This is a genomic window from Paenibacillus piscarius (assembly GCF_022234545.1).
Taxonomy (GTDB): Bacteria; Bacillota; Bacilli; order Paenibacillales; family Paenibacillaceae; genus Paenibacillus_AQ; species Paenibacillus_AQ piscarius.
In genome coordinates this window covers 239,387-265,999 of sequence record NZ_JAIEUI010000005.1, presented here as the reverse complement: position 1 = coordinate 265,999, position 26,613 = coordinate 239,387, and the positions used below count along the sequence as shown (strand labels likewise).

At 52.3% G+C, this 26,613-nt stretch carries 25 protein-coding genes; 10 read left to right on the top strand and 15 right to left on the bottom strand.

Annotated features, from left to right (window positions below; translation table 11 throughout):
• Positions 1–113 precede the first annotated feature (113 nt).
• Together K1558_RS11665 and K1558_RS11660 are read left to right on the top strand one after the other, a co-directional pair.
• The gene (locus K1558_RS11665; RefSeq protein ID WP_238651743.1) at positions 114–998 is read left to right on the top strand and encodes an ABC transporter ATP-binding protein; all 885 of its coding nucleotides are present in this window, start codon (positions 114–116) and stop codon (positions 996–998) included.
• A complete protein-coding gene (locus K1558_RS11660) occupies positions 995–1,795 on the top strand; it encodes an ABC transporter permease subunit (protein ID WP_238651742.1) in 801 nt (266 codons plus the stop codon). The genes K1558_RS11665 and K1558_RS11660 overlap by 4 nt, the downstream gene beginning before the upstream one ends.
• Here K1558_RS11660 and K1558_RS11655 read toward each other — a convergent pair.
• On the bottom strand, positions 1,792–2,679 hold the full coding sequence (locus tag K1558_RS11655; RefSeq protein WP_274528524.1) for a LysR family transcriptional regulator: 888 nt from the start codon (positions 2,677–2,679) through the stop codon (positions 1,792–1,794). The two genes, K1558_RS11660 and K1558_RS11655, sit on opposite strands and share 4 nt — an antisense overlap.
• 130 nt (positions 2,680–2,809) lie before the next feature.
• On the opposite strand from K1558_RS11655, the gene K1558_RS11650 reads away from it, so the two are divergent.
• On the top strand, positions 2,810–3,850 hold the full coding sequence (locus K1558_RS11650; RefSeq protein WP_238651741.1) for a YeiH family protein: 1,041 nt from the start codon (positions 2,810–2,812) through the stop codon (positions 3,848–3,850).
• Positions 3,851–3,855: 5 nt separating this feature from the next.
• Here the strand turns inward: K1558_RS11650 and K1558_RS11645 are convergent, their stop codons facing one another.
• Both K1558_RS11645 and K1558_RS11640 read right to left on the bottom strand, forming a co-directional pair.
• The gene (locus tag K1558_RS11645; protein ID WP_238651740.1) at positions 3,856–5,673 is read right to left on the bottom strand and encodes an ABC transporter ATP-binding protein; all 1,818 of its coding nucleotides are present in this window, start codon (positions 5,671–5,673) and stop codon (positions 3,856–3,858) included.
• Entirely contained in the window at positions 5,666–7,402 is a 1,737-nt protein-coding gene (locus K1558_RS11640; RefSeq protein ID WP_238651739.1) for an ABC transporter ATP-binding protein, read from the bottom strand. The genes K1558_RS11645 and K1558_RS11640 overlap by 8 nt, the downstream gene beginning before the upstream one ends.
• A gap of 110 nt (positions 7,403–7,512) precedes the next feature.
• Between K1558_RS11640 and K1558_RS11635 the strand changes: the two genes are divergently transcribed.
• Positions 7,513–8,343: a MerR family transcriptional regulator gene (locus tag K1558_RS11635; RefSeq protein WP_238651738.1), complete on the top strand. Its 831-nt coding sequence runs from the start codon at positions 7,513–7,515 to the stop codon at positions 8,341–8,343.
• 85 nt (positions 8,344–8,428) lie between these two features.
• Here K1558_RS11635 and K1558_RS11630 read toward each other — a convergent pair whose 3' ends face one another.
• On the bottom strand, positions 8,429–8,902 hold the full coding sequence (locus K1558_RS11630; RefSeq protein WP_238651737.1) for a C40 family peptidase: 474 nt from the start codon (positions 8,900–8,902) through the stop codon (positions 8,429–8,431).
• A 125-nt stretch (positions 8,903–9,027) separates the two neighbouring features.
• On the bottom strand, positions 9,028–10,818 hold the full coding sequence (locus tag K1558_RS11625) for a glycoside hydrolase family 2 protein (RefSeq protein ID WP_238651736.1): 1,791 nt from the start codon (positions 10,816–10,818) through the stop codon (positions 9,028–9,030).
• 135 nt (positions 10,819–10,953) lie between these two features.
• Between K1558_RS11625 and K1558_RS11620 the strand changes: the two genes are divergently transcribed.
• A complete protein-coding gene (locus K1558_RS11620; RefSeq protein ID WP_238651735.1) occupies positions 10,954–11,733 on the top strand; it encodes a helix-turn-helix domain-containing protein in 780 nt (259 codons plus the stop codon).
• A gap of 24 nt (positions 11,734–11,757) precedes the next feature.
• Here K1558_RS11620 and K1558_RS11615 read toward each other — a convergent pair whose 3' ends face one another.
• On the bottom strand, positions 11,758–12,315 hold the full coding sequence (locus tag K1558_RS11615) for a GNAT family N-acetyltransferase (protein WP_238651734.1): 558 nt from the start codon (positions 12,313–12,315) through the stop codon (positions 11,758–11,760).
• A gap of 247 nt (positions 12,316–12,562) precedes the next feature.
• Positions 12,563–12,766, bottom strand: a complete 204-nt coding sequence (locus K1558_RS11610) for a hypothetical protein (protein ID WP_238651733.1) — start codon at positions 12,764–12,766, stop codon at positions 12,563–12,565.
• A 285-nt stretch (positions 12,767–13,051) separates the two neighbouring features.
• Between K1558_RS11610 and K1558_RS11605 the strand changes: the two genes are divergently transcribed.
• Complete coding sequence (locus K1558_RS11605; protein WP_238651732.1) at positions 13,052–13,414, top strand: ribosomal protein L7/L12; 363 nt, start codon at positions 13,052–13,054, stop codon at positions 13,412–13,414.
• 365 nt (positions 13,415–13,779) lie between these two features.
• Here K1558_RS11605 and K1558_RS11600 read toward each other — a convergent pair whose 3' ends face one another.
• The 5 genes from K1558_RS11600 to K1558_RS11580 all read right to left on the bottom strand — a co-directional run bounded on the left by K1558_RS11600 (position 13,780) and on the right by K1558_RS11580 (position 19,217).
• Positions 13,780–14,418 carry an ABC-2 transporter permease gene (locus K1558_RS11600; protein WP_238651731.1) on the bottom strand — a complete coding sequence of 213 codons (639 nt, stop codon included), beginning with the start codon at positions 14,416–14,418 and terminating at the stop codon, positions 13,780–13,782.
• Positions 14,411–15,280 (bottom strand): ABC transporter ATP-binding protein, encoded by an 870-nt coding sequence (locus K1558_RS11595; protein ID WP_238651730.1) that lies wholly within the window; start codon positions 15,278–15,280, stop codon positions 14,411–14,413. The genes K1558_RS11600 and K1558_RS11595 overlap by 8 nt, the downstream gene beginning before the upstream one ends.
• Positions 15,277–15,657 carry a GntR family transcriptional regulator gene (locus K1558_RS11590; protein WP_209990105.1) on the bottom strand — a complete coding sequence of 127 codons (381 nt, stop codon included), beginning with the start codon at positions 15,655–15,657 and terminating at the stop codon, positions 15,277–15,279. The genes K1558_RS11595 and K1558_RS11590 overlap by 4 nt, the downstream gene beginning before the upstream one ends.
• A 122-nt stretch (positions 15,658–15,779) precedes the next feature.
• Positions 15,780–16,457: a succinylglutamate desuccinylase/aspartoacylase family protein gene (locus K1558_RS11585; RefSeq protein WP_238651729.1), complete on the bottom strand. Its 678-nt coding sequence runs from the start codon at positions 16,455–16,457 to the stop codon at positions 15,780–15,782.
• Between the two features lie 207 nt (positions 16,458–16,664).
• Positions 16,665–19,217, bottom strand: coding sequence for a diguanylate cyclase domain-containing protein (locus tag K1558_RS11580; protein ID WP_238651728.1), 2,553 nt, complete (start codon positions 19,215–19,217; stop codon positions 16,665–16,667).
• A gap of 671 nt (positions 19,218–19,888) precedes the next feature.
• Here K1558_RS11580 and K1558_RS11575 point away from each other — a divergent pair.
• Positions 19,889–21,037, top strand: a complete 1,149-nt coding sequence (locus tag K1558_RS11575) for a C45 family autoproteolytic acyltransferase/hydrolase (protein ID WP_238651727.1) — start codon at positions 19,889–19,891, stop codon at positions 21,035–21,037.
• A gap of 2 nt (positions 21,038–21,039) precedes the next feature.
• On the opposite strand, the gene K1558_RS11570 is transcribed toward K1558_RS11575, so the two are convergent.
• Complete coding sequence (locus K1558_RS11570; protein ID WP_338019690.1) at positions 21,040–21,561, bottom strand: GrpB family protein; 522 nt, start codon at positions 21,559–21,561, stop codon at positions 21,040–21,042.
• Positions 21,562–21,658: 97 nt separating this feature from the next.
• Between K1558_RS11570 and K1558_RS11565 the strand changes: the two genes are divergently transcribed.
• The 3 genes from K1558_RS11565 (at position 21,659) to K1558_RS11555 (ending at position 23,572) form a co-directional block, all read left to right on the top strand.
• Positions 21,659–21,829, top strand: a complete 171-nt coding sequence (locus K1558_RS11565) for a hypothetical protein (protein ID WP_238651725.1) — start codon at positions 21,659–21,661, stop codon at positions 21,827–21,829.
• A gap of 143 nt (positions 21,830–21,972) precedes the next feature.
• On the top strand, positions 21,973–22,782 hold the full coding sequence (gene murI / locus K1558_RS11560) for a glutamate racemase (protein WP_238651724.1): 810 nt from the start codon (positions 21,973–21,975) through the stop codon (positions 22,780–22,782).
• Positions 22,783–22,867: 85 nt separating this feature from the next.
• On the top strand, positions 22,868–23,572 hold the full coding sequence (locus tag K1558_RS11555; RefSeq protein WP_238651723.1) for a GNAT family N-acetyltransferase: 705 nt from the start codon (positions 22,868–22,870) through the stop codon (positions 23,570–23,572).
• On the opposite strand, the gene K1558_RS11550 is transcribed toward K1558_RS11555, so the two are convergent.
• Together K1558_RS11550 and K1558_RS11545 are read right to left on the bottom strand one after the other, a co-directional pair.
• Entirely contained in the window at positions 23,566–24,774 is a 1,209-nt protein-coding gene (locus K1558_RS11550; protein WP_238651722.1) for a response regulator, read from the bottom strand. The genes K1558_RS11555 and K1558_RS11550 overlap by 7 nt on opposite strands.
• On the bottom strand, positions 24,774–26,537 hold the full coding sequence (locus tag K1558_RS11545; protein WP_238651721.1) for a cache domain-containing sensor histidine kinase: 1,764 nt from the start codon (positions 26,535–26,537) through the stop codon (positions 24,774–24,776). The genes K1558_RS11550 and K1558_RS11545 overlap by 1 nt, the downstream gene beginning before the upstream one ends.
• Positions 26,538–26,613: the final 76 nt, after the last annotated feature.

Here is a 26,613-nt window from a genome sequence, read left to right as displayed (position 1 = left end):
GTTATGTAACTGTTTAGTCTAATGTTATATTTTTATTGACTTCAGATCAAGCTGCGAATATTATGTAACTGAAATGATAATTGTTCTATGAATTTGCAGGGAGGTTGAATTTATTGATTAAGGTGGAGTCATTAACCAAGCTATACTCCAACGGTAAGGGCATACGTGATGTCAGCTTCGAGGTACAAGAGGGCGAGGTCTTTGGTTTTCTTGGGCCCAACGGAGCCGGCAAAACAACAACCCTCCGCCATTTGATGGGCTTCATCAATCCATCCAGCGGGAAGGCAAGCATTAACGGCCTGGATTGCCGAAAGGATGCGGCACAAATCCAACAAACGCTCGGATATGTCCCCGGAGAAATCGCCTTTTATGAGAACATGACCGGAGCACAGTTTCTGACATTCATTGATGAATTGCGAGGACGTAAAGATCACGCACGCCGGACCCAATTAATGGACCGGTTCGAACTGGAGACTGACCGGAAAATCAGGAAAATGTCCAAGGGCATGAAGCAAAAAGTGGGCTTAATCGCAGCGTTCATGAACGATCCTGCCGTAATTATTCTGGATGAGCCTACCAGCGGGCTAGATCCGCTTATGCAGAAACGGTTTGTCGAGCTGATCACCCTGGAACGGAGCCGGGGAAAAACCATTCTGATGTCTTCACATATGCTGGATGAGATTGACCAGACCTGTGAACGTGCCGGCATCATCAGAGAAGGTGAAATCGTTGCCGTGGAGAAGATCCATACGCTGAAGGAGGGGCTATTGCAGAGCTTTGTGGTAACGCTGGCCAGTGAAGCAGACCTGGCAATCATCCAATCCAGCGGTCTTGACTATTCTCAAAAAGGACCTCTTACCGTTGAAATCTACGTCAAGCAGAACTACAATGATATGCTTCGCACACTTTCGGATTGCAAGGTGATCCATATGGTCTCGCCCCCGCAGACGCTGGAGCAGATCTTCATGGGCTTCTATGGAAAGGAGCACTCCCTATGATCTCATGGGCCTTATTCAAAGCAAATATAAGAGTCAACCGTTTCATATGGCTGCTCATTACCGCTGTCTATTCCTTCTATTCCGCGGTCCTGCTGAGCATGTTCAATCCGGATAACGTAGACAAGATAAAGGAAATGCTGGATGTGCTGCCTGCCGGGTTAATGAACGCGATGGGGATGAATTTTGGGACCACTCTGCTTACCTTCTTGTCAGGGACACTGTACAGTATTCTGCTCTACCTGTTCCCGCTGATCATATCCATTATTGTCAACCATCGCCTTATAGCTGTACATGTGGATAAAGGCAGCATGTCCTACCTGCTGTCAACGGCCAACTCCAGAACCCGGATCGCTGTAACTCAGGCTGTATATAGCCTAGCTTCAATTACAGCAGTTTTCATGTGGATCACCGGTTTGACACTCGTCATCTCGTCGGCTATGTTTCCCGGATTGCTGGATACCAAACGGTTTATACTTTTGAATCTTTACGCGCTTCTGATGTATTACACCATCAATGGAATCTGCTTCTTTGCTTCCTGCGTGGCTAATGAAGGCAAATACAGCCTTGGGCTTGGGGCCGGTCTCCCTGTAATGTTTGTATTACTGCAAATGCTTGGTGATTCCGCAGAGAAGCTGAGCTGGATTGGGAATATGTCTTTGTTTGCTCTCTTCAGCCCGGAACGGTTATTCGCCGGTGACAGCTTTGCTTATGCTGCGATGGGGATTTTTGCAGGACTTGCTGTCATTCTGTATGCTTCAGGCATCTATTATTTCAATAGAAAAGATCTGCATATCTAAAATGCACTGTCCAGCTTGACCAATCTCTCTACGAACACCTCATTCGCTCTGCTGGGGACATGACCGGTCAGCCGCACAATCGAGAAGTCTCTTTCAAGGCTCAGGCCTTGTACGGGGACTTCCATGAGCTTACCGGTCTCGATCTCCCTGCGGACCACCCACTTCGAGAGAATGGCAATGCCCAGTCCAGCTGCGACAGCCTCCTTCACGCCCTGACTGCTGTTGATCTCATACGAGCGCTTCATTCTTAGACCGGCTTGTGCCAAAAAATGATTGCTGAACGAACGCGTCCCCGAACCGCTCTCACGCAACACCCAGATCAGATCCTGGAGTAAGCCCACCTCCGCTGCACCCGCTCCCGCGAGCGGGTGGTTCTCTGCGGCAACGATGATCAGCTCATCTCTCATAAAGGGCACAACCTGCAAATCTGCCGCCTCGGTGCTTCCCTCAATCAGCCCTACTTCAATCTTGTTCTCCCGCAAAGCCGCGACAATCTCCGTGGAATTGGCAATCGTCATGCCCATCTCCACCTCAGGATATTGCTTGGCGAAGGATGAGAACAGCCGGGGCATTACATATTCACCAATCGTAAAGCTTGCCCCGATATGTAAGCTTCCGCTGACGGTATCATGAAGCCTGGCCAGATCCAGCTTCACCGACTCGTAGAGATTTAGCATTTCCTTCGCCCGTCGATAGAACAGTTCCCCCGCTTCTGTCAGCTTCACCCATTTGGGTGACCGGTTCATGAGCTTTACGCCGAGCTCCTTCTCCAGATTGCGGATCTGCAGGCTGACTCCAGGCTGTGACAGATGCAGCAGCTCTGCTGCCCTAGAGAAGTTCCGCTGCTCCACAACCGTTACATAAACCACCAAGGATTCTAGCATGATAGATCGCTCACCACCTATAAGATAAGTATTTATTATGATACGCATTTAAAATACATATTTCCCTAATCAATCATAACTGAATATAGTTTTTAAAGGAACTAAATTCAACCTATTGGACGTGACTTCGATGAATCTACACTTAGCTATGCACATGGAAGTAAAGAAAAAACAGGGCTTTGCGCTCGGTATCGCCTTGCCTCTCATACTCGCCTTACTCGCCAAATATGTGTCAGCCTTCCCCTTCCTGTGCATCATGGGGCAGTTAGTCATAGCTATTCTGCTCGGAATGATCTGGAGAGCCACGCTTGGCGTTCCAAGTTACTTAACACACGGAATCTCCTTCACTTCCAAAAAACTTCTGCGGTATGGCATCATCCTGCTGGGCATGAGACTTAGCCTGAAGGATATCCTTCAGGCGGGTCCCAAGGTGGTGTTGATCGCCTTGGTTTGTATCGGGTTCACGATCTGTACGGTGCTTGGGCTAGCGAAGCTGTTCAAGGTAGAATCCAGACTGGGAATGCTGACAGCTTGCGGCACCGCGATCTGCGGAGCGGCAGCGGTTGTAGCCATCGCTCCCCAGCTCAAGGCAAGTGACGAGGAGACGGCGATCAGCGCGGCAACCGTTGCGATCTTGGGTACTATTTTCACACTAATGTATACCCTTCTCTACCCTGTCCTTGCCCTGTCGCCACTAGGTTACGGTATCTTCTCGGGCGCAACGCTCCATGAAATCGCTCATGTCATTGCAGCCACCGGGCCGGCCGGACAGCAGGCAGTTGATCTGGCTGTGATTGTCAAATTAACCCGTGTCACCATGCTGGTGCCGGTCGCTGTGATCATCGGAATCTGGGCCAACCGTAAGGAACGGAAGGCGAACCCCGAGACCGTAAAATCCGACTGGAAGTCCATACCGGTTCCGTGGTTCATCCTGGGCTTCCTGCTGATGAGCACCGTCAATACGCTTCATATTATCCCTGACGCAATCACGGATAAGCTTGTATTAGCTGCTTATTTCCTCATTGCTATGGCAATGGCCGGACTGGGTCTGAATGTAGATATGGCTGCTTTTAAGCGCATGGGCCTGGGGGCCTTCGGAGCCGGATTAATCGGGTCGGTCCTGTTATCCGGGTTAGGCTTCCTGCTGGTGAAGATCTTGAAGCTTAATTGACGAACTCATTCCCATTCAAAAGCTCCCGTATACAGCTGATAATATATCCCCTTCTCTGAGATTAACTGCTGGTGATCGCCTCGCTCCTTAATCTGGCCCTTGTCCATGACCATGATAGCATCGGAATTCCGGACCGTGGACAGGCGGTGGGCAATGACGAACACGGTTCTGTGATCCATCAGATTGTCCATCCCCTTCTGCACCAGCGCTTCGGTCCGCGTATCAATGGATGAAGTCGCTTCATCCAGGATCATCACCGGCGGATTGGCAATGGCCGACCTGGCGATCGCCAGCAGCTGGCTCTGGCCCTGCGACAGCCCGTTCCCGCTCCCGTCCAGCCGGGTCTGATACCCCTCCGGCAAACGTTCAATGAAGCTCGCGGCATAAGACAGCTTGGCAGCCTGCTCCACCTCTTCGTCACTGGCCCCCAGCCGTCCATAACGGATATTATCGGCCACCGTGCCGGAGAACAGATGTGTGTCTTGCAGAACGATACCCAGAGACTGGCGCAGGTCCGCTTTGCGGATACGCTGTATGTTGATACCATCATAGATAATTTCGCCTTCTGTGATATCGTAGAAACGGTTGAGCAGGTTGGCCACGGTTGTTTTGCCGGCACCTGTAGCGCCTACAAAAGCCAGCTTCTGCCCAGGCTTCGCATATAAAGTAATCTCCTGCAGCACCTGCTTCTTGCCGTCATACGTGAAGCTCACCTCCTTGAATTCCACCTTCCCGGCCAGCGGCACTGTGGAACCATCCTCCAGCCTCCATACCCAGCCTGTCCCCTGCTGGTCATGCTCCAGGGTAACACGGCCCTCGTCTTCTTCCGGCTGTTCGTCCATCAGGTTGAAGATCCGCTGTGCCCCGGCAAGCGCCACCACGAACATATTCACCTGGGAGGAGATTTCGGCGATCGGCATGGTGAAGTTGCGGGACAGGCTCAGGAATGCGGCAATGCTGCCCAGGGTCAAGCCTGCATCCCAGCCGGAGATGGCCATCGCTCCCCCCGCAATAGCTACAAGCACATAGATCAAGGTCGCCAGATTGGCGTTCACCGGCATCAGAATATTGGAATATTTGTTGGCTGTCGTGGAGCTGTCGAACAGTTCACGGTTCAGGTGCGCGAACTGTTCGATCGAGTGTTGCTCACGGCCGAACACCTGCACCACCTTTTGCCCGTGAATCATCTCTTCGATGTATCCGTCCAGTGCGCCAATGGATTCCTGCTGCCGGAAAAAGTGATGTGTCGCCTTTCCCCCAACCTTCTTGGTAATCCATAGCATCACTAATGCGCCTGACACGACCACAATCGTCAGCGGGACATCCATATACAGCATCGTGCCCAGCACAACAATGACCGTCACAGCCGTCGATAACAATTGCGGTAATCCGTCGGTGAGCATCATATTCAGTGTATCTACGTCATTGGTGTAATGACTCATGATGTCACCGTGGTCCTTGCGGTCGAAGTACTTCACCGGCAGCTTCTGCATATGGGCGAACAGATGGTCACGGATTCTTTTCATAATGAGCTGGGAGACCGTAATCATCAGCCGCTTGGAGATAAATGTGCTGAGCACTCCGGCGGCATATATGACAGCCAGTATGGCGAGTGCCTGGAACAAGGCGTCAAATACCGGATGCTGATCGCCCAGAAGCGGCGTGATGAAGTCATCAATGAGCAGGCGCAGAAACGCTGCGGAAGCTACAGAAACGGCGGAACTCACCAGAACCAGCACCAAAGCCAGCGAAGTTCTGACTTTGAACAGCTTGAAATAGGCCAGGAGGCGCTTAATGGTCCGGCCATAATGAATGTTATCCATGATATACCTCGGCCCCCTTCGTCTGTGTATGATAAGCTTCCTGATAAATCGTACTTCGGTTCAAAAGCTCCTGATGGGTCCCGATATCCGCCACTTCCCCATCCTCCAGCACAATGATCTGGTCCGCATCCTCTACCGATGCAATCCGCTGGGCAATGATAATCTTGGTCGTATCCGGGATACTCTCCCTGAAGACTTTACGGATAAGGGCATCGGTACGTGTATCTACCGCACTGGTCGAGTCATCCAGGATGAGAATCTTAGGCTGCTTGAGCAGCGCTCTGGCAATACATAACCGCTGCTTCTGCCCGCCGGATACATTCGTTCCCCCTTGATCGAGCCGGGTATCATACCCGTCAGGGAAGGCCGTGATGAATTCATGGGCCTGTGCGGCCTTGCAGGCTTCGATCAGCTCTTCTTCGGTAGCCGCTTCATTCCCCCAGCGCAGATTGTCCTTGATGGTGCCGGCGAACAGTACATTTTTCTGAAGTACCATAGCGACCTGGCTCCGCAGCACCTGCAGATCATAGTCCTTCACATTCGTTCCGCTGACGAGCACTTCGCCTTCGGTCACATCATAGAGCCGCGGTATGAGCTGCACTAATGTGGACTTGGCACTGCCCGATCCGCCAATAATGCCAACCGTCTGTCCCGAGCGGATATGAAGGCTGATCCCGGATAGCGCATCCTTCTTAGCCTTACTGAAGTACCGGAAGGACACATTACGGAACTCCACCTCTCCTGTATGCAGTTCGGTGACCGGGGAGTCCGGACTTGTAATGTCCGGCTGTTCATCCAGCAGGTCATGGATACGTCTGGCAGACGCGCGGGCGATAGCGACCATCACAATCACAAGTCCCAGCGTCATCAGACTCATCAGGATTTGCATGGAGTAGGCGAACACACTGGTCAGCTCACCGGTTGTCATATTACCGCCCACCACCAGCTTGGCTCCTACCCAGGAGATGATCAGCATCACTCCATACAGAATCACCTGCATAAGCGGCATCTCATAGGCCAGGATGCGCTCCGCTTTGGCCATCTGCGTAAAGATCCTCAGCGACACTTCCTGGAACTTGGAGATCTCATGCTCCTCCCGCACATAAGACTTGACCACCCGGATGCCACGGACATTCTCCTGAACAACCTTATTCAGGGTATCGTAGCTGTCGAAGGCGCGTTCAAAGACCGGGAAGGCGTACTTCAGGATGAGCATCACCCCAGCCGCCAGCACCGGAACAACGACGATGAACCACGCAGCAATAGCGGGACTGACCCTGTAGGTCATGATCGTGGCAAATATAATCATCACCGGGCTGCGGAACGCAATCCGGATAATCATCAGAAAGGCATTCTGCACATGGGTGATGTCTGTAGTCAGCCGGGTGACGATCCCCGAGGTCGAGAATTTGTCCATATTAGAAAAAGACAGCCGCTGTACATGCCGGAACAGATCTTCGCGCAGATTCTTACCAAAGCCGGACATCGCAATAGCCGAGTGCTTACCGGCAAGTGCGCCAAATACAAGGGATACCAGCGCGAAGAGGATCAGAATCAGGCCATACTTCACAATCTGGTTCATCTCTCCCCCGGTAATGCCCTGATCAATTAAATCAGCCATGAACAAGGGAATCAGCACTTCCATGGCAACCTCTCCAAGCAGAAATAAGGGAGTCAGCCAGGTATCCTTCTTATACTCCCGCACACTTTGCAGCAACTTCCTGATCATAAGCATTCTCCTTCTTTGTAACGAACAAGTTGATGAACGATAAGAACAGAGGTTATTATAAACTGTATAGAAACTATACAGTCAACCCGTTAATTCTGAAGGAGATTAGGATGCCTAAGCTTGAGAACGATTTGATGTCCATTAGCGCTTTTTCTAAGCTGTCCCGTGTACCGCGCAAAACGCTCATTTTCTATGATCAGATCGGCTTATTCAAGCCCGCCTTCGTAGCCGCCAACGGCTACAGGTATTACACCCGCAGCCAGTTCGATACGATAGGCGTGATCTATATTTTCAAGGAGCTGGGCATGTCGCTGGAGGACATCCGGGCGTATCTGGAGCACCGTTCTCCGGCAAGCACCCTTGCGCTTCTGCGGAAGCAGGAGGAGGCTGTTCAGCAGCAGATGGCCAAGCTTACCCTGGCCAGGCAGATGATCACTCAACGTGCGGAAAATATTGAGCACTCTCTGAATGTGGACACCAGCCGGCGGTATGTGATCCGCCAGGAGCGCAAGCCGCTCCTGCGGAGCTACCGTGTTCACGAATCCAGGCGGGAAATAAGCGAGGAGCTGTGGGATGATTTCCAGGAACGTCTGCATAAGGAGAATGCACCGGCAGGCTATCCCGGCGGGGCTATTGTCGGTAAGGAGGATCTGCTGAGAGGGGACGGGGATATGATCTCCTATATGTTCAGCTTCATCACTACACAGCATCACGAACAAGAATATATGCCGGAGGGCTACTATCTTGTGTCTTACACCCGGGCTCATTATGAGGATACCGAGAAGATATATCCGCAGATTTTTGATTATATTGAGCAGAATCATTATGTCATTAAGGGAGATGCTTACGAGGAATTCCTGCTGGATGAGATCGTTATGAAGCAGCCGGAGGACTATTTGGTGCGGGTGATGGTGCATATCGAGGAGCCAGTCAGGTCATAAGTCTATAGTAAAAAGCGGCGACTCACCCTGGTAGATTCCAGGACAATGTCGCCGCTTGAGTGAACATATTCGATTGGAGGCCGGATTAATTGCCAGTCATCTTCTGATACATGCTCTCAGAGATGGTTCTTCTGGCAGTAACATAGCGGTCCTTATAGTAACCTGATGACAGGCTGGTGATGGTCACACCCTTATTGCTGGAGGAATGAGCAAATTTGTTGTCGCCGACATAGATGCCTGCATGGGAGACGCCGTTGCCTCCGGTCTCGAAGAACACCAGATCCCCTGGACGCAAATCGGACTTGGCAACATAATCGCCTGCTGTAGATTGAGACTTGGAGGTTCTCGGAAGGTCCAGATCGAACTTACCAAATATGTATAGGATAAACCCGGAACAGTCAAACCCTTCAGATGCCTTGGTGCCCCCCCATTTGTATGGAGTTCCCATGACCTCATTGATCTCTTGATCCAGCCTGGAGCCGTCGTCCGCAGATGCCCTCTCAGATCCAAACGATAGCAAAATTACAATACTTAGGAGCCATACGATTCCTTTCTTCAAACAGAACTCAGTCTCCTTTCTTGCCGGCTCATGCTGCCTGACATTTATTAATTTTTTGTAACTATTATGAATGATAGTGTAATATCTTCCGTTCGTCAACCCCTTCTATGATTTTTTGAAAGAGTTTACATGCCCAGCTTCAGGTTAATCTCCCTAATCCGCGTAAGCGGCACCTTCGGCTCGCGCTCTGCTGTCAGTATGCCGTTGACCTCATCCTGGACGTCGGTAATCTGTGTGTAGCAGTACCCGGAGATGAATGGAATGCCCTGAATCGCCTTGGTCAAGCTGCCGAACCGCTCCAGAAATGCCTCCTCGCTATCCACCTGATGTCCGTAGCCCCAGCCGTGTTCGCTTTTGAAGGCAATGCCTCCGTACTCGCTGATGATGATCGGCTGCCCCTTATATTTGTACCCTTCAGCAAAAGCAAACTTCCACTCATTATAAGTGCCGCTGCCGCCGGTAATAGAGTCTTTATCCTTGTAAGTTTCATATAACGCTTCGCCCCGCTCGACATAATCATGCAGGGTCAGAATGTCGGACACGGTATGCTCCCAGCCGTCATTCGTAATCACCGGGCGGTAGGGATCGATAGATTTGGTCAAATAATAGATGCCCTCCGTGAAGGTCTGCTGCCGGACGTCATGAAGGATATTCTGCACTCCCCACGATTCGTTAAAAGGCACCCAGGTGATGATACACGGATGGTTATACTGCTGCCGCACGACCTCCAGCCATTCGCCAGTGAACCGCTCCAGCGCCTCGTCGTTATATTCATAAGCAGCCGCCATCTCCGACCAGACCAATAACCCTTTGACGTCACACCAGTACAGGAACCGGGCGTCCTCCACCTTCATATGCTTGCGCACACCGCTCCAGCCCATCTCCATAACCGCCTCAATATCTTGAATCAGCGCTTCCTCTGACGGCGGGGTCAGATGACTATCGGTCCAGTAGCCCTGGTCCAGGATCAGTCTCTGGTACAGCGGGATATTATTCAGCAGAATCTGTCCGTCCTTGATCGAGATATTACGCATGCCGAAATAAGAACCTACCCGGTCAATCTCCTGTTCACCCGCATACAGCACGAACTCAATGTCAAAAAGATTCGGATTCTCCGGCGACCACAGGTTCTGCAGCCAAGGCCCGTTAATGCCGCCCGTCATGCTGATTTCCACAGTCATCGAAGCTCTGTCTACAGGCAGACTAAGCTTATTTACCCGTTCGCCTTGAAACGTAATTTCGGTCTCCAGCCGGAGGTCCTGGGCTTCTCTCAAGCCCTGCAGGCTGTAGTCCAAGCGGAGCATTTGGCGGTTAATGTCGGGGGTCATTTTCACAGAATCCAGACGGGTAGCGTGGACTTGCTCCAGCCAGACGCTTTTCCAGATGCCGGTGGTCTGCACATAGAACGAATCGTGGTTCCGGCCCGCCCAGCGCTGCTTGCCCCGGGGCTGCAGACAGCTATCGCTGTCGGTGACCATCAGGACGATCTCATTACCACCCTCCGGGCGAAGCAGATCGGTAATATCGAAGGAGAACCTGGCATACGCTCCCTCATGCTCTCCGGCATAGCCGCCGTTTACCCAGCAGACCGCCTGATAGTCCACGCCTTCAAAATGCAGCACCGTCCGCTTCCCGGCCGCCGCTGGTGACAGGTCCAGCTGCTTGCGGTACCAGATCCGCGGGTGAAAGGTCTCATCGACAATGCCACTGGCTGCTGTCTCGTAAGTGAAGGGTACATTGATGGTATGTGTAGCCGGAAAATGGTCCATCCAGCGCGCCGCAACGCCTGCGTGACCATCATCGAAGCTGAAGTCCCATTCTCCGTTCAAATCCAGCCACTGGCTGCGGACAAATTGGGGTCTCGGGTAGTTAGGAGTATAGAATTTCGTAGCTGCTTTCGTCGTTGTTCCAGTCATTTTAGAATTAACCCTCTTTCTCATTACTGAAGTATTCTCCATATTCACTACCACAGAGTACTCCCTTGTCCCGGGAAAGAAAATGATTTATCCTATCTAATGACTGATCTATCATCCGAAAAGGCGGAATTGGTTATGATTACCCTGAAGCGGTGCGGTGCGAATGTCATACATCCCGAGGGCATGACAATAGACCGCCCGGAGGGCTCCGGCGATTACGTCTTTGTGTTCTTTCGGAGCAAAATGGAGCTGAGGCTTCAATCACGGAGTGTATATGCTGAACCGAATACTTACATCATCTATAACAGAGACAGCCACTATTACTACAAGGATGCGGAGCTTCCGCTGGTGCATGACTGGTTCCATTTTGAGCTGGAGGGTGCGGATGCCTGGTTTGACCGCTTGAAGCTTCCGCTGGATACCTTGATGAAGGCCCATGACCCGCTCTATATCACCAGAAAAGTGAATGAGCTGCACTGGGAGAATCTGCAGAACGGCACCTTCCGCCTGGAGATACTCGACTCCATTCTGCGCGGCCTGTTCATGAAGCTTAGTGATATGCGGCATCATGTGGAAGCCAGCCAGCCGGTCAGCAAATACTATGATGCGTTCCTGAACCTAAGAAATGAGGTGCTCAGCTCCCCCTCCACCTGGTATTCTGTCGAAGGCCTGGCGGAGCGGATGAACATGAGCACCTCCTACTTCCAGCAAATCTATAAGCAGATCTTCGGCATCCCGGTGGTCAGCGATATCATCCTTAACCGGCTGGGCCATGCCTCCTATTTACTGAAGAATACTACCTATACCGTCAGCCAGATCTCCGCCATTTGCGGCTATGAGAACGATGTCCATTTCATGCGGCAGTTCAAGAAGTTCATAGGTCAAACGCCCAGTGAGTATCGAGGAAAGGGCTGATGGCGAAGGAAGAGCGGACCAGGGTTATTGGCTTGGATGAGCAGGATTAATGATTCCGTAATACACCAAATCTTCATAGGAGTTCATCTTTTGTACTTGATCTTTCAGTGTACCTTCATAGGTCATTCCGCATTTCTGCATAATTCTGCCTGAGGCCGGGTTGGAGGCGAAATGCCGGGCATAGATCTTGTGATACTTCTTCTCTGCAAAAGCGAATTCAATAACCGCCCGGGCAGCCTCGGTTCCGTAACCGTGCCCCCAATGGGCTTCACCGATCCAATACCCGATTTCCCCGTTATGATGGGACGGATGATTGGATAACCCAATCGCTCCATATAACCGGCCGTCTGTCTTGTCAGTGATTGCGAAGTCATACATCTTATCCTGATCAAAATTCTGTTCAAGATTCGCGATCCAGTCCACCGCACACTCCAGCGGGTACGGATACGGAAGGGTCAAAGTACTCTTGTAAATGTTGTAATTGTTACAATGATAGCTGACATCTGTTGCATCCGATGGCTTGAATAAGCGCAGCCGTAACCGCTCTGTCTCAATCACCCGCTCAGCCAGGTGATATATCATTTCGACCCTCTCCCTATCATTTGGAGATGTTTTTTTAGGTTGAACTTAAAAATAGACTGAAAGGGAAAAGTGGCGGAGGAGAATTTTGGAACTGTAGGAGCGGTAGCGTCCGCCTTTGTATTTGGATTTCAACCATGAAAGGTGGTATTAATCAGGAAATCCAAATACAACAGCGGCCGGAGGGCCAAACATTCTCTGGAGTCACGGCAGTCCCATAGCAGAAAAAACATAAGTTCAATCTATTCCGTTAAAAGATCCACATGATCACAACAATAATCAAAGCAATAACACCTACTGCAATTAACAGATCAGAGATCTGCCGCCAGAATCCCAAAGGCCCTTCACGATGAAGCTTCTGTTCATTGACGTCATGGTTGGCTTTGTGGCCGCCGGGATCATTCGAATAGATAGAGGGTCCAGGGTGTCCACCGCCAGTAGGGAATTCAGTCATCAGAATCACCTCCCTTTTCATAATTATACACCATTTCATCTCATTTTTGGTAAATAGGAAAACTATTGACGGAAGAGGCGAACACAGGATGGCCGATATACATGATAGGATGTCAGCGGGAAAACGGCTTGCAGGTAGCCCTTGCGGATGTTGACATCTGCTGCATTGAACGCAGTTCCGGCCACCTTAATCAGAATCTAATCTGGAAACAATCAACAATCCGTACTGAAGTGTTCATTCTTTTCATGCGCGGGTAGTAGATTATTAGGAAAGGAGTTAACGTCTATGGATCAAATTCAAACCTCTGATATCATCGCTGTACTGGCTCTGGTGCTGGCGTTATTGCTGATGCTGAGCGTATTTAGTCTCAAGCGGCGGGTAAATGAGCTGGAAGCCCGCCTGATGCAACGAGATGCATACGGAGGAATGGCTGCTCCGCCAGCCAGTAACAGAACCGGCGATGCACCGGTTCCGATGTTCGTGCAGAACCCGGAAATGCCGCCGGATCTGGAACGGAGAATCCGCCTGCTGATGGCCGAAGGCAAGAAGATTCAGGCCATTAAGGTGATGCGCGAAGCGCGCAATCTGACGCTCAAGGAAGCGAAGGACTTCATCGATAATCTGGAGCGGGGTGGGAACTTCCGTTAGGTGCTTTAGGACAAAACAACAAGAATGACCTCAGACTGCCACTGTATAGTGGAAGCTGAGGTCATTTTTGTGATGCGACTGCTATATAACAACGAAGTTAGTGATTGTATTTCATGCAATAGAATGTGCAAAGCTCGCCGTAAAATGAGATTCTATTGTATTTCATACAGCAGAAAGTTGAGTTTTAGGTGAAAAAGGGCCTTTTTTCGATATTCAAATGTACGGAATACAATAGATCATTTTGAAGGCTTTTTTACAGTATTCTAATGTACATAATGCAGTTGCTATCGTTCCAGCGCCTGCTGCATCCGATGGACTGCTGGGGTTCGGCGCTGAATATTCATTCCGCTGCTCTAGGTGCTCTATTAGATGTCCTTGCTCATATATATCCGCGTGGAAATTAGACAGGAGGCATAAATAATGATCAGGTAGGCGAGCCCGCCGATCACGTAGAGCAGCATACTATCTGTTTTGCCGTCCTGAACCCATTGAGCGAGAGCCGGAAACTCTTTGTTCAAGCTTCCAAATGTAGTGAAACACAGCATAATGGCCATCATAAAGATGAAATTGACGAACTGCATGCCTTTTTGCCCTAACCAGTAATACAACGGGAGATAGAATGCGGCCAGCAGCGGAATGACCGCCGTAATCAGCCCCAACTCTCTCCAGCGCAGCGGTTCATCCAGCTTGCCCATCGTTACCGCGGCATAATACATCAGTAGAGTACAGAGCAGGCTGAACAGTGAAAGCGGAATGATCGTCAGATATTTGGCTTGAATCAGCCGTTGCCGGGGAACAGGCAGAGTGGCCAGGAATTTCTGATTGTTATGCTGCATATCAATCGTACAAGCGTTAATTAGGAGCAATAGTGCCGGCAACAACGAGAATACCGTATAGGCTTGTGCATTGGAATATAACATAAGCACAAAATAGGGAATCAGCAGCAAAGCGAACTTCCGGGTAAGCATGAAGTCTTTGCGGATTAGCGCAATGGAATTATGCATGGGCTTCGTCCCCTTTTACCGTATAATACATAATCTCTTCCAGTGTAGGTGTCTCGCAGAGTGCCGTGTCCTTGAAGTAACGCTCGCCCTCCGCCCGGTTGCTGATCAGGCCCTCGAACCCCAGCCCGTTCTCCCGCAGCCCCACGAACCACCGCCGGACATCCCGGTCGAGCAGCTCCTTCCCGCCTTTGACCAGCAGATAGTGCTCACTGAGACTCTCCTTCATCTCGTTGAAGACAATCCGTCCTTCATTAATGAATATAATATAGTCGGCAATCCGGTCCAGATCGGTAGTGTTGTGAGTAGAGAACAGAATCGACTTCTTCTCGTCCTGGATATGCTCACTTAGCAGCTCCAGCATCTCACGTCGGAAGATCGGATCAAGTCCCGAAGTAGGTTCATCCATGATCAGCAGATCGGCGCCATGGGATAAGGCTACAGCGAGCGAAAATTTGATCTTCATCCCCTTGGACAGATCCTTGATTCTCTTGCCCGGAGACAGCTTGAACAGCTCCTGAAGCTTAAGATATGTATCATTGTTCCACGCGGGATAGAATGGAGCGATAATATTCTTCATCTGCTTCACGGTCATATTCTCATAGTAGAAGCTCTCATCCGAGACGTAACCGATCCGCCCCCGGATCGCCGCCTGCTCCTGCCGGTTGTTCTGGCCGAAGACCAGGATATCCCCGTGATCCTGCGCGATTAAGCCCATTATCATCTTGATTAACGAGGTCTTACCCGCTCCGTTCGGGCCGATCAGCCCGGTAATGAACCCTTCCTTGATGGATAGCGAAATATCCTTCAGCTCAAACCGGTCGTAGCTCTTGGTCACATGATCTAACTGGATGACATTACTCATTCCTGTTCCTCCTCATAGAGCAGCTTCAGCATCTCTGCCAGTTCGGCATACTCCATTCCCAACTGTCTGCTCTCGTCAATAATCTCCTTCAGCTTGCCTTCCACCATCCGCAGCCTCTGCTCCCGGATATATTCCTGATCCGCCCCGGAGACAAACGATCCCTTACCGACAATCGAGTTAATCAGTCCCTCCCGCTCCAGCTCCTCATAAGCCCGCTTCGTGGTGATGACACTAATTTGCAGCTCCTTCGCCAGCAAGCGGATCGACGGGAGCGGTGTACCCGAGACCAGCTCGCCTTGCAGGATCATCTGGCGGACCTGTCCGACAATCTGGGCATAGATCGGTTCGCCGGATGTACTTGATATCAGAATGTTCATTCAGCAGTATCAGCTTCCTTTGTGTTCTTTGTATTTAATGTATATATCTAATATATACACTATAACCACACCTGTCAATTTCAGAATTCAGCTCAGCGAAGAAAAAGCGGGCGGCAGGCGCCTTATATCAGCCCTGCCGCCCGCAGGAATTGCCGGACGATCTCACTCTGCATCTGTATTCTAAAAGAATAATCCAGACTCCAGCAGGTCTCCACCGTAACCGCTCTGGCGCCGAGCAGGCGCTGACAGGCCATCCGGAACGTTCCGGCACGTTCCCGGTGCCGCAGGTTGAAGTGGTAAGCCTGATTGGAGATGGACAGGTTCGTCCGCCTGATGATCTGCTTCGCCACTCCCCCTGCCCGGCTGGCCGGGCTCATAATCAGGCTCTGGCCGACCCGCTGCGGATTGAGCTGAGACAGCCCGTTCGCTTCATGCAGATCCAGCACCCAGGAGGGGCGGTAGCGCAAGACAAGCTGCCATAACGCCGCTGACAGCGGATGTCTGGCAGAGCTGCCGGGACCGCGCGGGAAGGTACGGTTCAGATCGGGCTGTCCGCGAATTCCTTTGCGCCGCGCGGTCTGGTTCACCAGCGGAACGATGATCAGCTTGCCCTGGCGAAGCCTCATGTCTCCGCGGCTGAACCGGCTGGCGATGCCCTGGGCAGCGCGGCTGCTTGCCGGCTCATTGCCATGAACACCCGAGATGATCATGAATACAGGTCCCGGAGTCCCGCTGTTGATGACGTAATAAGCCGTAGCATAAGGAGTTCCTGCGGCCAGCGTATGCTTCTCTACAGACACTGCGGTACACCTCCAATCTTGGAAATGTGGACCATGTGGACGATGAATACAAGAGGCTCGACAACAGCAAGGGTTACTCTGTAATGTATGCATAGGATCTGCAGGGGATTGGACGAATAGGACAGGAATTCTGCAAGCCAAATAACTCCGCAAAAATCAAAAAAGCCGGAGCGTCCTCGGCAGACCTCCGGCTTCTGGCTGAATATGTTAAATGCTATAGAACGACACCTGGTTCTTTCCGTCAGACTTGGCCTGGTAGAGCGCACTCTCCGCTTTGGCAATGAAGTCGGACGGCCGGTCAGAAGGAACAGGCACCTTCAGCAGGCCGCCTATGCTAACGGTCACTACGCCCTCCTCTTCAAACCGGTCACGGGGAATCTGCAGATCATAGACACCCTGACGGACCGCTTCTGCCAGCTCAGATGCCAGATCAGCAGAAGCTCCAGCCATCGTCAGAATAAAGTTCGCACCGCTGAACCGGGCTACGAACCCGCCATAGCTGATTCCGATAATATTCAGTACGTCGGCTACTGACTGGATGCACAGATCCCCGCCCTTTAAGCCGTGTACGGCATTATAGGCATGGAAGTCATCGATATCGATGGACAGCAGCAGCAGCGGCTCCTGCAGATTCATCTGATCGTTCCAGCGCTGGTCCAGTTCATTCTCCAGTGCCTGCCGGTTCGGCAGATCGGTCAGGGAATCGGTGGTCAAATAGCTCTGCATCTGCGTTGCTGCGTCAACATAGGCTTCCCGCTTCGCTTCAGTCGCAGCTCCGGTGCTAAGGACAGCCATAACCGACGGCTTGCCGCCATGAATAACGGAGGCCAGGCTGAAGCGCAATTCCAACATCCGGCCCTTCCCGCTCAAGAATTGGCCCTCACCCGACACAAACTGGGTAACATTCTGGCTTATTTCCATAAAATGCTGCTGCAGGTTAGAGCGTGAGGTCCCCTGGACATAATCCATGAACGGCTGCCCGACCAGCGAGCTCCCCTTCTCTTCGGCCAGCAGATCCTGTGCCTGCTTATTGCAATAGGTGATGACCTCATTAGTAATCATCAGGAATGCCACCGGCGATAGCTCCATCAGCTGCAAATAACGCTGTTCATTATGCCGGAGACTGCGGGCATTCTGGAGCGCCTGCTCTTCGGCCTGGCGGAGCTGGTTCTCCGTCTGGGCGCGCAAGATCGATTTGAGCTGGGGCAGAATGTTGAGATGCTGCTCCTTCCACGGAAGGGAGGTGGATTGGACGACCTGCCGCCACTTCTCGAACGACTTGCGGGGGGACAGCCGCACTCCGTCATCCTCCTGGATGACCGCCTTAGCCGGATCTCCCGCCCAGTCTACAATCTCAACCACTTCCGGGCGGAACCAGATCATGTAATTCTGGTGGCCCGGAGTCATGGCAAGATAAATGACCCCTGAAGCCTTATCCTTGTAAGCTCTGGCGGATTCATATTCCAGACTGAGCCTGGAGCTGCTATAGGTGTAATCCTTCGCCTTGCCGGACAGCCAGCCGGCAAGCTCCCGCACCTGCTCCCGTGAAGGGGTAGCTCCGAACAGCATGAGCTTGTCCTGATAACAGACCGCTGCGCCGGAAGCCTCCATCATATCAAGCAGGGCCTGCTCCTCCTCTACCAGCTGCTCAATCACGCGGGATGAGCTGGTATGTCCGGTAAAAATATCAACGATCCGCATTGCCTTGGTCCGGACCTCCAGCTCCGTCTGATAGTTATCCAACTGCTCGCGCTGGTACAGCTCGCTGGAGAAAAAAGCCCCCAGGAAGTTGCACAGATTGCGGATGCGGTGAGGCACATACCTAGGGGAGTAGTGGTGACAGGTGATCAGTCCCCATAGCTTATTGTTATTAATCAGGGAGATAGTCGTAGTCGCACCGACCCCCATATTTTGTAAATATTCGATATGCAGCGGAGACACACTGCGGAGAATGGACAAGCTGAGGTTCAGCGGTCTGCCGGTCAGCGGCTGAAGTGTAGGGGTGATAGGCACGGGGAGATAGTTCACATCCACGATGGTCCGCAGCCAGTTGCGCAGATACAGCTCACGCGCCTGCTTCGGAATATCGGAGGCCGGATAATGATGCCCCAGGAAGGGCTCCAATCCCACTTCCTTGGCTTCGGCAATCACTTTACCGTTCCATTGTTCATCGAATTCATAGATCATGACCCGGTCATAGCCGAGCATCTCCTTCACCTGCTCGGCAGCAGCCTGGCTGGCTTCCAGCCGGTTCGAGGTATGCTTCAGGCGGCCGAAGAACGTGCGGATCCAGTCGTAATCATTGGCACTGTCGCTCTGGCTGATCGAAGCAGGCTCCAGCTCGACAATCATCAGGCCTTCACTTTCGTGAATGATGCAGAAGAAATCCTCCGGCTCTCCTCTCACTTCAATCTGTATGACTGTATATTGTAAATCTGCAGTTTCTTTCGCGTCAACACTGCGTACAAGCAGCATTGCCAGTTGTCCGGGGCCTATCAGCTCCGCCATAGGTGTTCCCAGCAGAGCCTCAGGAGCGGAACCGAGCAGGATATCCGTATTCCGGCTGGCCTGAACAATCCGGTTGTCCTGGTCTTGTGTTACTGCGAGCAATACGCCATGAGGCTGAATGAGGCCGGGGATATGGATCGGTTCCTTCTCGCAGTTCGTCAGATCCACAGTCTCCTTAGGTCCCAGCCCTGTCTCGTTCAACAAGGTCCGGTTGAGCGGTTGATTCTCGTTTTGTGCTTTGAATTCTGCCATATGTGCGGGTCCTCCAATGATGTATTTGATTCAAAAGCATGGTTTTGGCGTAGACTCATTCTAACGCACTTTGTGCCGGAATAACAATCAGACCGGGCAGATTGATCGGATATATGGGATTTATTTCGTGTTAGAGGAATCCTGATCAGGTATAATTGATATAGATCGGGCATAATCTTAGGAGGCTGCCAGGGAACTGTAGTGCCCCTGCAGCCCATGATTCGAGGTGACCAAGATGAGACGATACAGACGTTCCGGCAGAGATCTGGTTTCTTTGCTTCTGGGTGTATTTTCCATACTGATCATTGCCTTCTATGTGATCCGGTATCTCCTGCAGACCGTATCCTTTGCCCCATAGAGTCTTGAACATTGCCATGCAAAAAGGAGCATTTGGGGGAAATGCTCCTCTTCGGCTTACATATACCAACTGTTAAGCTGCACTTCCAGACGATTGTAATCCGGAAGGTATACTAATAATTTACCTTAAAAATGACATTAATACAAGTATTTCCTTCTATTCCAGCGCAAATGTGACCAAATCGTGGATGGGTCGTTCCGCCGGGCTGCACGGGTAAGAATACCGGACCAGCCTGACTTTGCCGGTTAAGGGATGGGCCCGTTATAATGGACCTACTCTGCGCAGAGACTAACCTTTTGGAAGGAACTTATACATGGACACACATCCCCCTCTTCAACGCAAGGCTGTACGCTATTCACATCTCGTTACAGAAGGCACCCATTATGAGGTAGGCCGTGCCTTAGGAGCCCATCACAAGCATCACCCGGCAATGCTCGCCTTCATGTCTTCGCCTTTCATGGGAGCTGCCCCGCTCCTGCCGTCTGCGGCTGAGAAGGCCATGGAGAGCTTTCAGAAATACTGCCCCGGCTTGAATGAAGAAATTCAGGGCTTCGCCGACGAGACGGGTATTGCAGCAGCAGATGTCGTATTCTACTACGCTTATTTCCAGCCCTCCGGCCATTGTACGCAAGCAGCCTATCGGACCGGTGCAGCTTCAGGCAAGAGAAGCCATACGTATCACATGCGCAACTATGATTTTGGCTGGGAGGATGAGCCTTATAATCAGCTGCTGCTCAGCACCACCCGGGTGAAGGGCAAACCGGCCCATATCGGCTTTGCGCTCCAGTTGTTCGGACGATACGACGGGATGAATGAGGAGGGACTTACCGTGACAACAACTTCGGGTAGAATGCGGCCGGAGATGAGCGGCGAGGGCTTTGTTTTCCCGGGTGTAGTCCGCACCCTGCTTGATCATTGTGCCACGACAGAAGAGGCCGTGTCGCTGATGCGGGATATGCCCATATCGGATTACAGGAACTTCTTAATATCCGATGCCGCTGGCAACGTTGCGCTTATTGAAACAGCAGGTATGGATAAAGAAATTCAGACTAGCCCCGCTGGCAGCGCGGGCCAGTTAATCCTCTCCGCCAACCACTATACCCTGCCTTCTATGCAGGCACACAATCAGCAGGTGATGGAGAATTCACGGAAGAGATATGAGGTCTTACAATCAGCGCTTGCTGGCGGCAGCATGACTAACAACCCTGTTGACGCTATGAAAGCGGCCGCAGGGCTGGAGTATCCGCAAGGAATCTGCTGTCATCATTACAATGAGGGTTTTGGAACCTTGTGGTCCATGGTCTGCGACAATACGGCCCGTGAGGCGCATATCTGCTTCGGTTCCCCGCAGCTTAACGGCTGGAGGACATTCGGGTTCCATGATCCGGCCGGGCTAAGGGAATATGAAGCGGTGCTGCCGGATAGACCATCCGCTGCGGGCTTTTGGGACCATGTACGTTAGCCTTATTCTTCTCCCGCCTTCTGCAAAATAGACTGCACGAACGCGGTCTTGCCTTCACAATACGCATCGATATCGTAGCGGTGCTGCCTGGCGAGCCGCTGCTTGACCGCCTGATACTCTCTACGTGCAGACGGATGGGCGCGTAAGTAATCCCGGAACACGATATGCTCCAGGTAACCCTTGCCGTCCTGAGGACATACGTAGAGGTGATACTTCATGAATCCGTCGTCCTGTTTGCTCCTGAAGGCTTCCCTGCCCTCAATGCCCAGGTTGCCCTGATGCATATATCCGAACGACTCCAATCTGCGGATAATCTCCGGCAATTGGTCATAGCTCTCCATCACCAGATCAATATCAATCACCGGCTTGGCCCACAAGCCTTCGACAGAGGTGCTGCCGACATGCTCCGCGCCGATGATCAGGTCACCAACAATCTCCAGCATCCGGGTCTCAATCCGGAGATATTCCTCCTTCCAGGCCGGGTCATAGGGAACGACTTCAACGACTTTCGTCTTCTCTGCGATGATTCTTCGCCTCCTTCAGCGGGTAACTACTCCGTACCTCCGGGATAAAAGACACCCCGCCACCTCATACTAACCCATAGAGACGGAGGTGAACAGTGTGCCCAAAAATAACGCAGACGCGAAGTATGACCGCGCGGATAACCGTGCCGACAGCAAGCATAATCAGCAGAATCATGCCAGTATCACTGAAATCCCACAGATGGTGACTCCGAATAAAGCGGCAGTAGTCGTGCCGAGCTTAAACGGCGTAACCAAGAACGAAACCTGATTCCCGCTTCCCGATGCTTCTTAGACCAGGCTTCCCCTTTATTAAGGGCGGCAGCCTGGTCTTTTGCCGGGCAGAGCAGTTATACTATAGAACGAAATGATAGATAATAGAGAGAACCCATTCATCCAGAAAAGAGTGAACGTATGACAATAGGATTTTTTGACTCGGGAATCGGCGGGTTAACCGTGCTGCATCAGGCGCTGAAGCTCCTGCCGCAGGAGGATTATCTCTTCTACGCAGATACCGACCATGTCCCCTATGGTGAGAAAACAAAAGAGGAAGTCCGGACTTATATCCTCCAAGCGGTGGAATTCATTGCCCGGCAAAATATTAAAGCCCTGGTCATCGCCTGTAATACCGCTACCAGTATCGTAATCGAGGAGCTTAGAAGCCGGTATGACTTCCCGGTGCTGGGCATCGAGCCGGCCGTGAAGCCTGCGGTTGAACAATCAGCGGGCGAGCAGCAAAGAGTGCTTGTGTTAGCTACTCGCCTGACGCTTCAGGAGAAGAAATACCACGACCTGGTCCACCGCATCGACCCCGGAGAGAGAGTAGACAGTCTGCCTCTGCCCGGGCTGGTCCAGTATGCGGAGCAACTTGAGTTCAGCGAAGAGAAGGTCATCCCCTATCTCCAGAAGGAGCTGGCTCATCTGAACCTTGCGCGCTACAGCACCGTGGTCCTTGGCTGTACCCATTTCCCCTACTTTGAGGATAGCCTGCGGAAGGTATTCCCTCCCGGGGTGAAGTTTATCTCCGGCAGCCGCGGCACGGCCAGACACTTGAAGCAGCTGCTTGCAGCCAGAGGCGGGATGAATCAGTGTACGGGGAATATCCGCTTTTACCGGTCAGGTATAGAGGTAGACGATTCCGCACTTTTATCTAAATATAATGATCTCTTCAAACGGCTGGATGAAATGGAAGAGGCGGCTGCACATACGGAACAGGAGAACTGAGGGGGAACATCACATCATTAGTCACTACGAAGCTATAACGGGAAGATTACGTCAGAACCCGCTGAAGAATATAACGCTGCTCAAAATGCTGACTGCCTATCATAACCAAATAGACAGTGTATTGATTGAACAGGATCAGGACTGGGGCGTGCTGCTGCTCATGCCTGCCGGAACCTTCGGCTACGACCAACGGACCTATCCCGAAGCAGACACGGTTGTCCTTATGGACTACAGCAGTCCTGCAGTCTTCCCTGCCCTGCTGAAGCACATACCAAGGGATGCGAGGCTGGTCTTCAAGCTGCAGGAGCAGGCGTACCGGCAGGCGCTGGAGCCCTATTTCACGCTGCGCCGGGTCCGCAGCCTCTACTCCTATTCCACAGACGGCGGTCCGGGATTCAGCATAGATGAGGCCTGCATCCTCAGTGAGTCTATTGATGGACGGCTGCTGCCGCTGTGGATGGCGAACGACTATACTATGGAAGAGCTAATGCAGTATTTTGCGGAAGGCGCCTTTTCAGTCTCATTATTTGACGGGGATACGCCCCTCAGTACATGTATTGTATACCGTAATGAGGAGCGGGTCTGGGAGATTGGTGCCGTCCATACCGCTGAAGGGGCAAGACAACGGGGACTGGCGAGACGCGTCGTCCGCACAGCTGTATCCCATACTCTGCAAAGGGGATACATCCCCCGCTATCAGGTATTGGAGAGTAATCTCGCTTCGATCCGCCTGGCCGAGTCTATCGGTCTTACCCGTGCAGTCACGCTGGAGCACTGGCTCAATTATTGAGGCGGCGTCCCTTTGCTCAGCAGTATGCTGATATTCTCCTGCTGGCGGTATTCGGTTGGCGTAAGCCCGTATTTCTTGCGGAACATCTGGGTGAAATGGCGCATGTCCTGATACCCTACCCGCTCCGCAATATCCGCCAGCCTCAGCCCGGGATTGAGCAGCAGCAGCTTCGCCTGCTCCAGCCGGAGAGCGGTGACGTACTCCTTGTACCCCTGCCCTGTCTTAAGCTTGAACAGCTGGCTGAAGTACGCCGGATTCAGGAAGACCACCGAAGCGATTCTCTCCAGCGACAGCTCCTCATAGTAATGCTCCTTAATATATTGCAGCGCCACCTCTATGGCCTTCTCCCCGCTCCCCTTCGCCGGCGCAAGCGGCAGCCCCTTGAAGGCGGAAGCCTCCCGCATCCGCTTCACGATCTGCGGTACCTCATGGAAGTCACAGCTAAGTCCGGAATGGATAATCTGAAAAGGAATCCGCAAAACATGCGGCAGATGCTTCTTCACCTCTGCCAGGAACTGCTCCAGCCGGACATTCTCGCCGGGCGTGATAAGGCCCAGCAGATGCTGCTGATCATAGCTGACCACGAAGCCCCGCCCATGCTGCTCAATCAGCTCGGAGAGGACATTCTCAACGATGAAATGCTCCAGCCGGACACTTCGTTCCCCGGGCTCCAGCTGTACCATGACCAGATAGAACTGGCCGTAATCCTCAATAAAAGGCGTAAGCTCCAGATTCCCCGTATCCAGGCCCGAGGCCAGCCGCTGGAATACCCCTTCACGGAGGAAGCGCAGGCTGGCCTTCAGCCGCTCGCTCTGCTGCGACAGCTGGTGATCATGCTGAATTTCTGTTGTCAGGCTGCCGATCAGCTCGGTCAGCTTGGTTTTGCCGATCGGCTTCAGCAGGTAGTCCCGCGCCCCCAGCCGCACCGCCTCCTGGGCATACGAGAATTGGCTGTGGGCGGAGATCACGATCCATTTCACATACGGATACCGTCGCTTTGAAACCTTCATGAATTCAAGGCCGTTCATGCCCGGCATCAGAATATCGGTCAGCACGATATGGATGTGCTGCTCTTCCATAATCTTCGCAGCCTCTTCCGCGCGCTCGGCTACGAAGACCTGATGCTCCGGGCAAATCTGGCGGATCGTGCGCCGGACCCCTTCACGGATGACCCGTTCGTCATCAGCGATCAGAATATTCATTATAGCTGTCCTCCTTCTGCCGGAACCGGCAGCACGATGGCCACCCGGGTGCCTTCGCCGGGGAAGCTCTCGATCTGCAGGCCGTATTCTTCCCCGAACATGAACTGCAGGCGGCGGTGCAGGTTCAGCAGCCCGATTCCGCTTTTACCGCTCACGCCTGCACTGTCCCCCGCCAGGGAGGCCTGCAGCCGGCTGAGCTGCTCCGCATCCATTCCGGTTCCGTTATCCTCCACAATCAGCTTCAGCATCCGGCCTTCTTCACGGGTATACACCTTCAGAATACCCTGACGGCCCAGGGATTCCAGCCCATGCTTGACGGCATTCTCAATCACCGGCTGGACGGTCATCTTCGGCACCCGGATATGCAGCCAGCGTTCGTCCACACCCGTAATGATCATCAGCCGCCCCTCCAGCCGGATCGAGATGATCTTCAGATAATGCCCAATCTGCTCCAGCTCTTCGCGCAGGCTGACATCGGCCCCGTCCTCCCACTGGCTGCTGTAGCGGAACATCGAGGACAGGGAGAGCACCAGCTCGCCAAGCTGCTCATTGCCCTCCTCATCCAGCATCCAGTAGATCATATCCAGCGTGTTGTAGAGAAAATGCGGGTTCACCTGGGACTGCAAAGCGTGCAGCTCCGCATTCTTTTCGCTGACCGAAGAGAGCTTGACCCGCTCTATCAGCTCCTCGATCCGCCGGACCATCCGGTTGAAGGAGGCGACCAGGATATTAATCTCCTGATAAGAGGATACGTTAACCAGCCCGCGGAAATTACCGACCTCCACCTGCCGCATCTCGCGGATCAGCTTCTTCAGCGGCGAGGAGATGGTCTGCGACACAACCGAGGCAATCAGCGTGGAGACCAGGATCAGCGCCGAGATGACAATCAGCAGATACCGCTTCATCTCCACCAGCTCTACATTCAGATCCTTGTCCGGGGTAATGCTCATGATCCACCAGCCCGAGAAGCTTAGCTTCGAGGCCACAACCAGCTGTCCGCCCTTCTGCTGAACCATCATATCCTCCTCTGAGGGAGGTTTAGGTAACGCTGCTGCATCCGGCTGCGGGTCAGTGGCCGAGGTGACGAACCGTCCGTCCGGGGACATCAGATAGACCTGGCTATGCGCGCCGAGCTTCAGATTCTCCAGAGCCTCCAGCACCGGCTGCGGGTCGGTCTCATACAGCACGATGCCAATCGGCTTATGCTCATTCAGATCATAGAGCTGCCGCCCGAAGGCGAAGACCGGACTGTCCTCCACCTGGTCGATCAGGGAGTGTGCGTACACCCCGAGCCAGACCATTTTGCCCGAAGAAGCCTGAAGCTGCCTGTACCAGTCCTCCTGCGCATATTCAGGGTCTACCACATTCATGGAATTGCCGTAATTATAGATTTTGCCCTTGTCCGTAATGACATGAATGCCCACCAGATCGTCCCGTGAATAAAAAATCGAGCCGATAATGTTCGTCACCGTCTGCTCATTGATATACGCCACCGCCGGCCCGTCCGTCTTCTCGTTAATCAGGCGGATCATCTCAAAGTTATTGCTGAGCGATTTGGACAAAGCGTCATACCCTTTATAGAGAAGCGTGAACAATCCTGCGGTCTGGGCGACATTCTTGCGTGACAACTCGCTGATCTTTTCATGCAGCTGATCCGTAGTCCGGTTATAGTACAGCAGGCTGACAATAAGCAGAATACTGGACATGCAAAAAAGAAACAGCAAGAACAACCGATGATGAATGGAATGAAAGCCGATCTTCATAGACTCTCCCCTTTCCCGCACCCTGCTCTGCCGTTTCCTATTATAGATCCTTTCCATTTTTATGCAATGAAAGAAT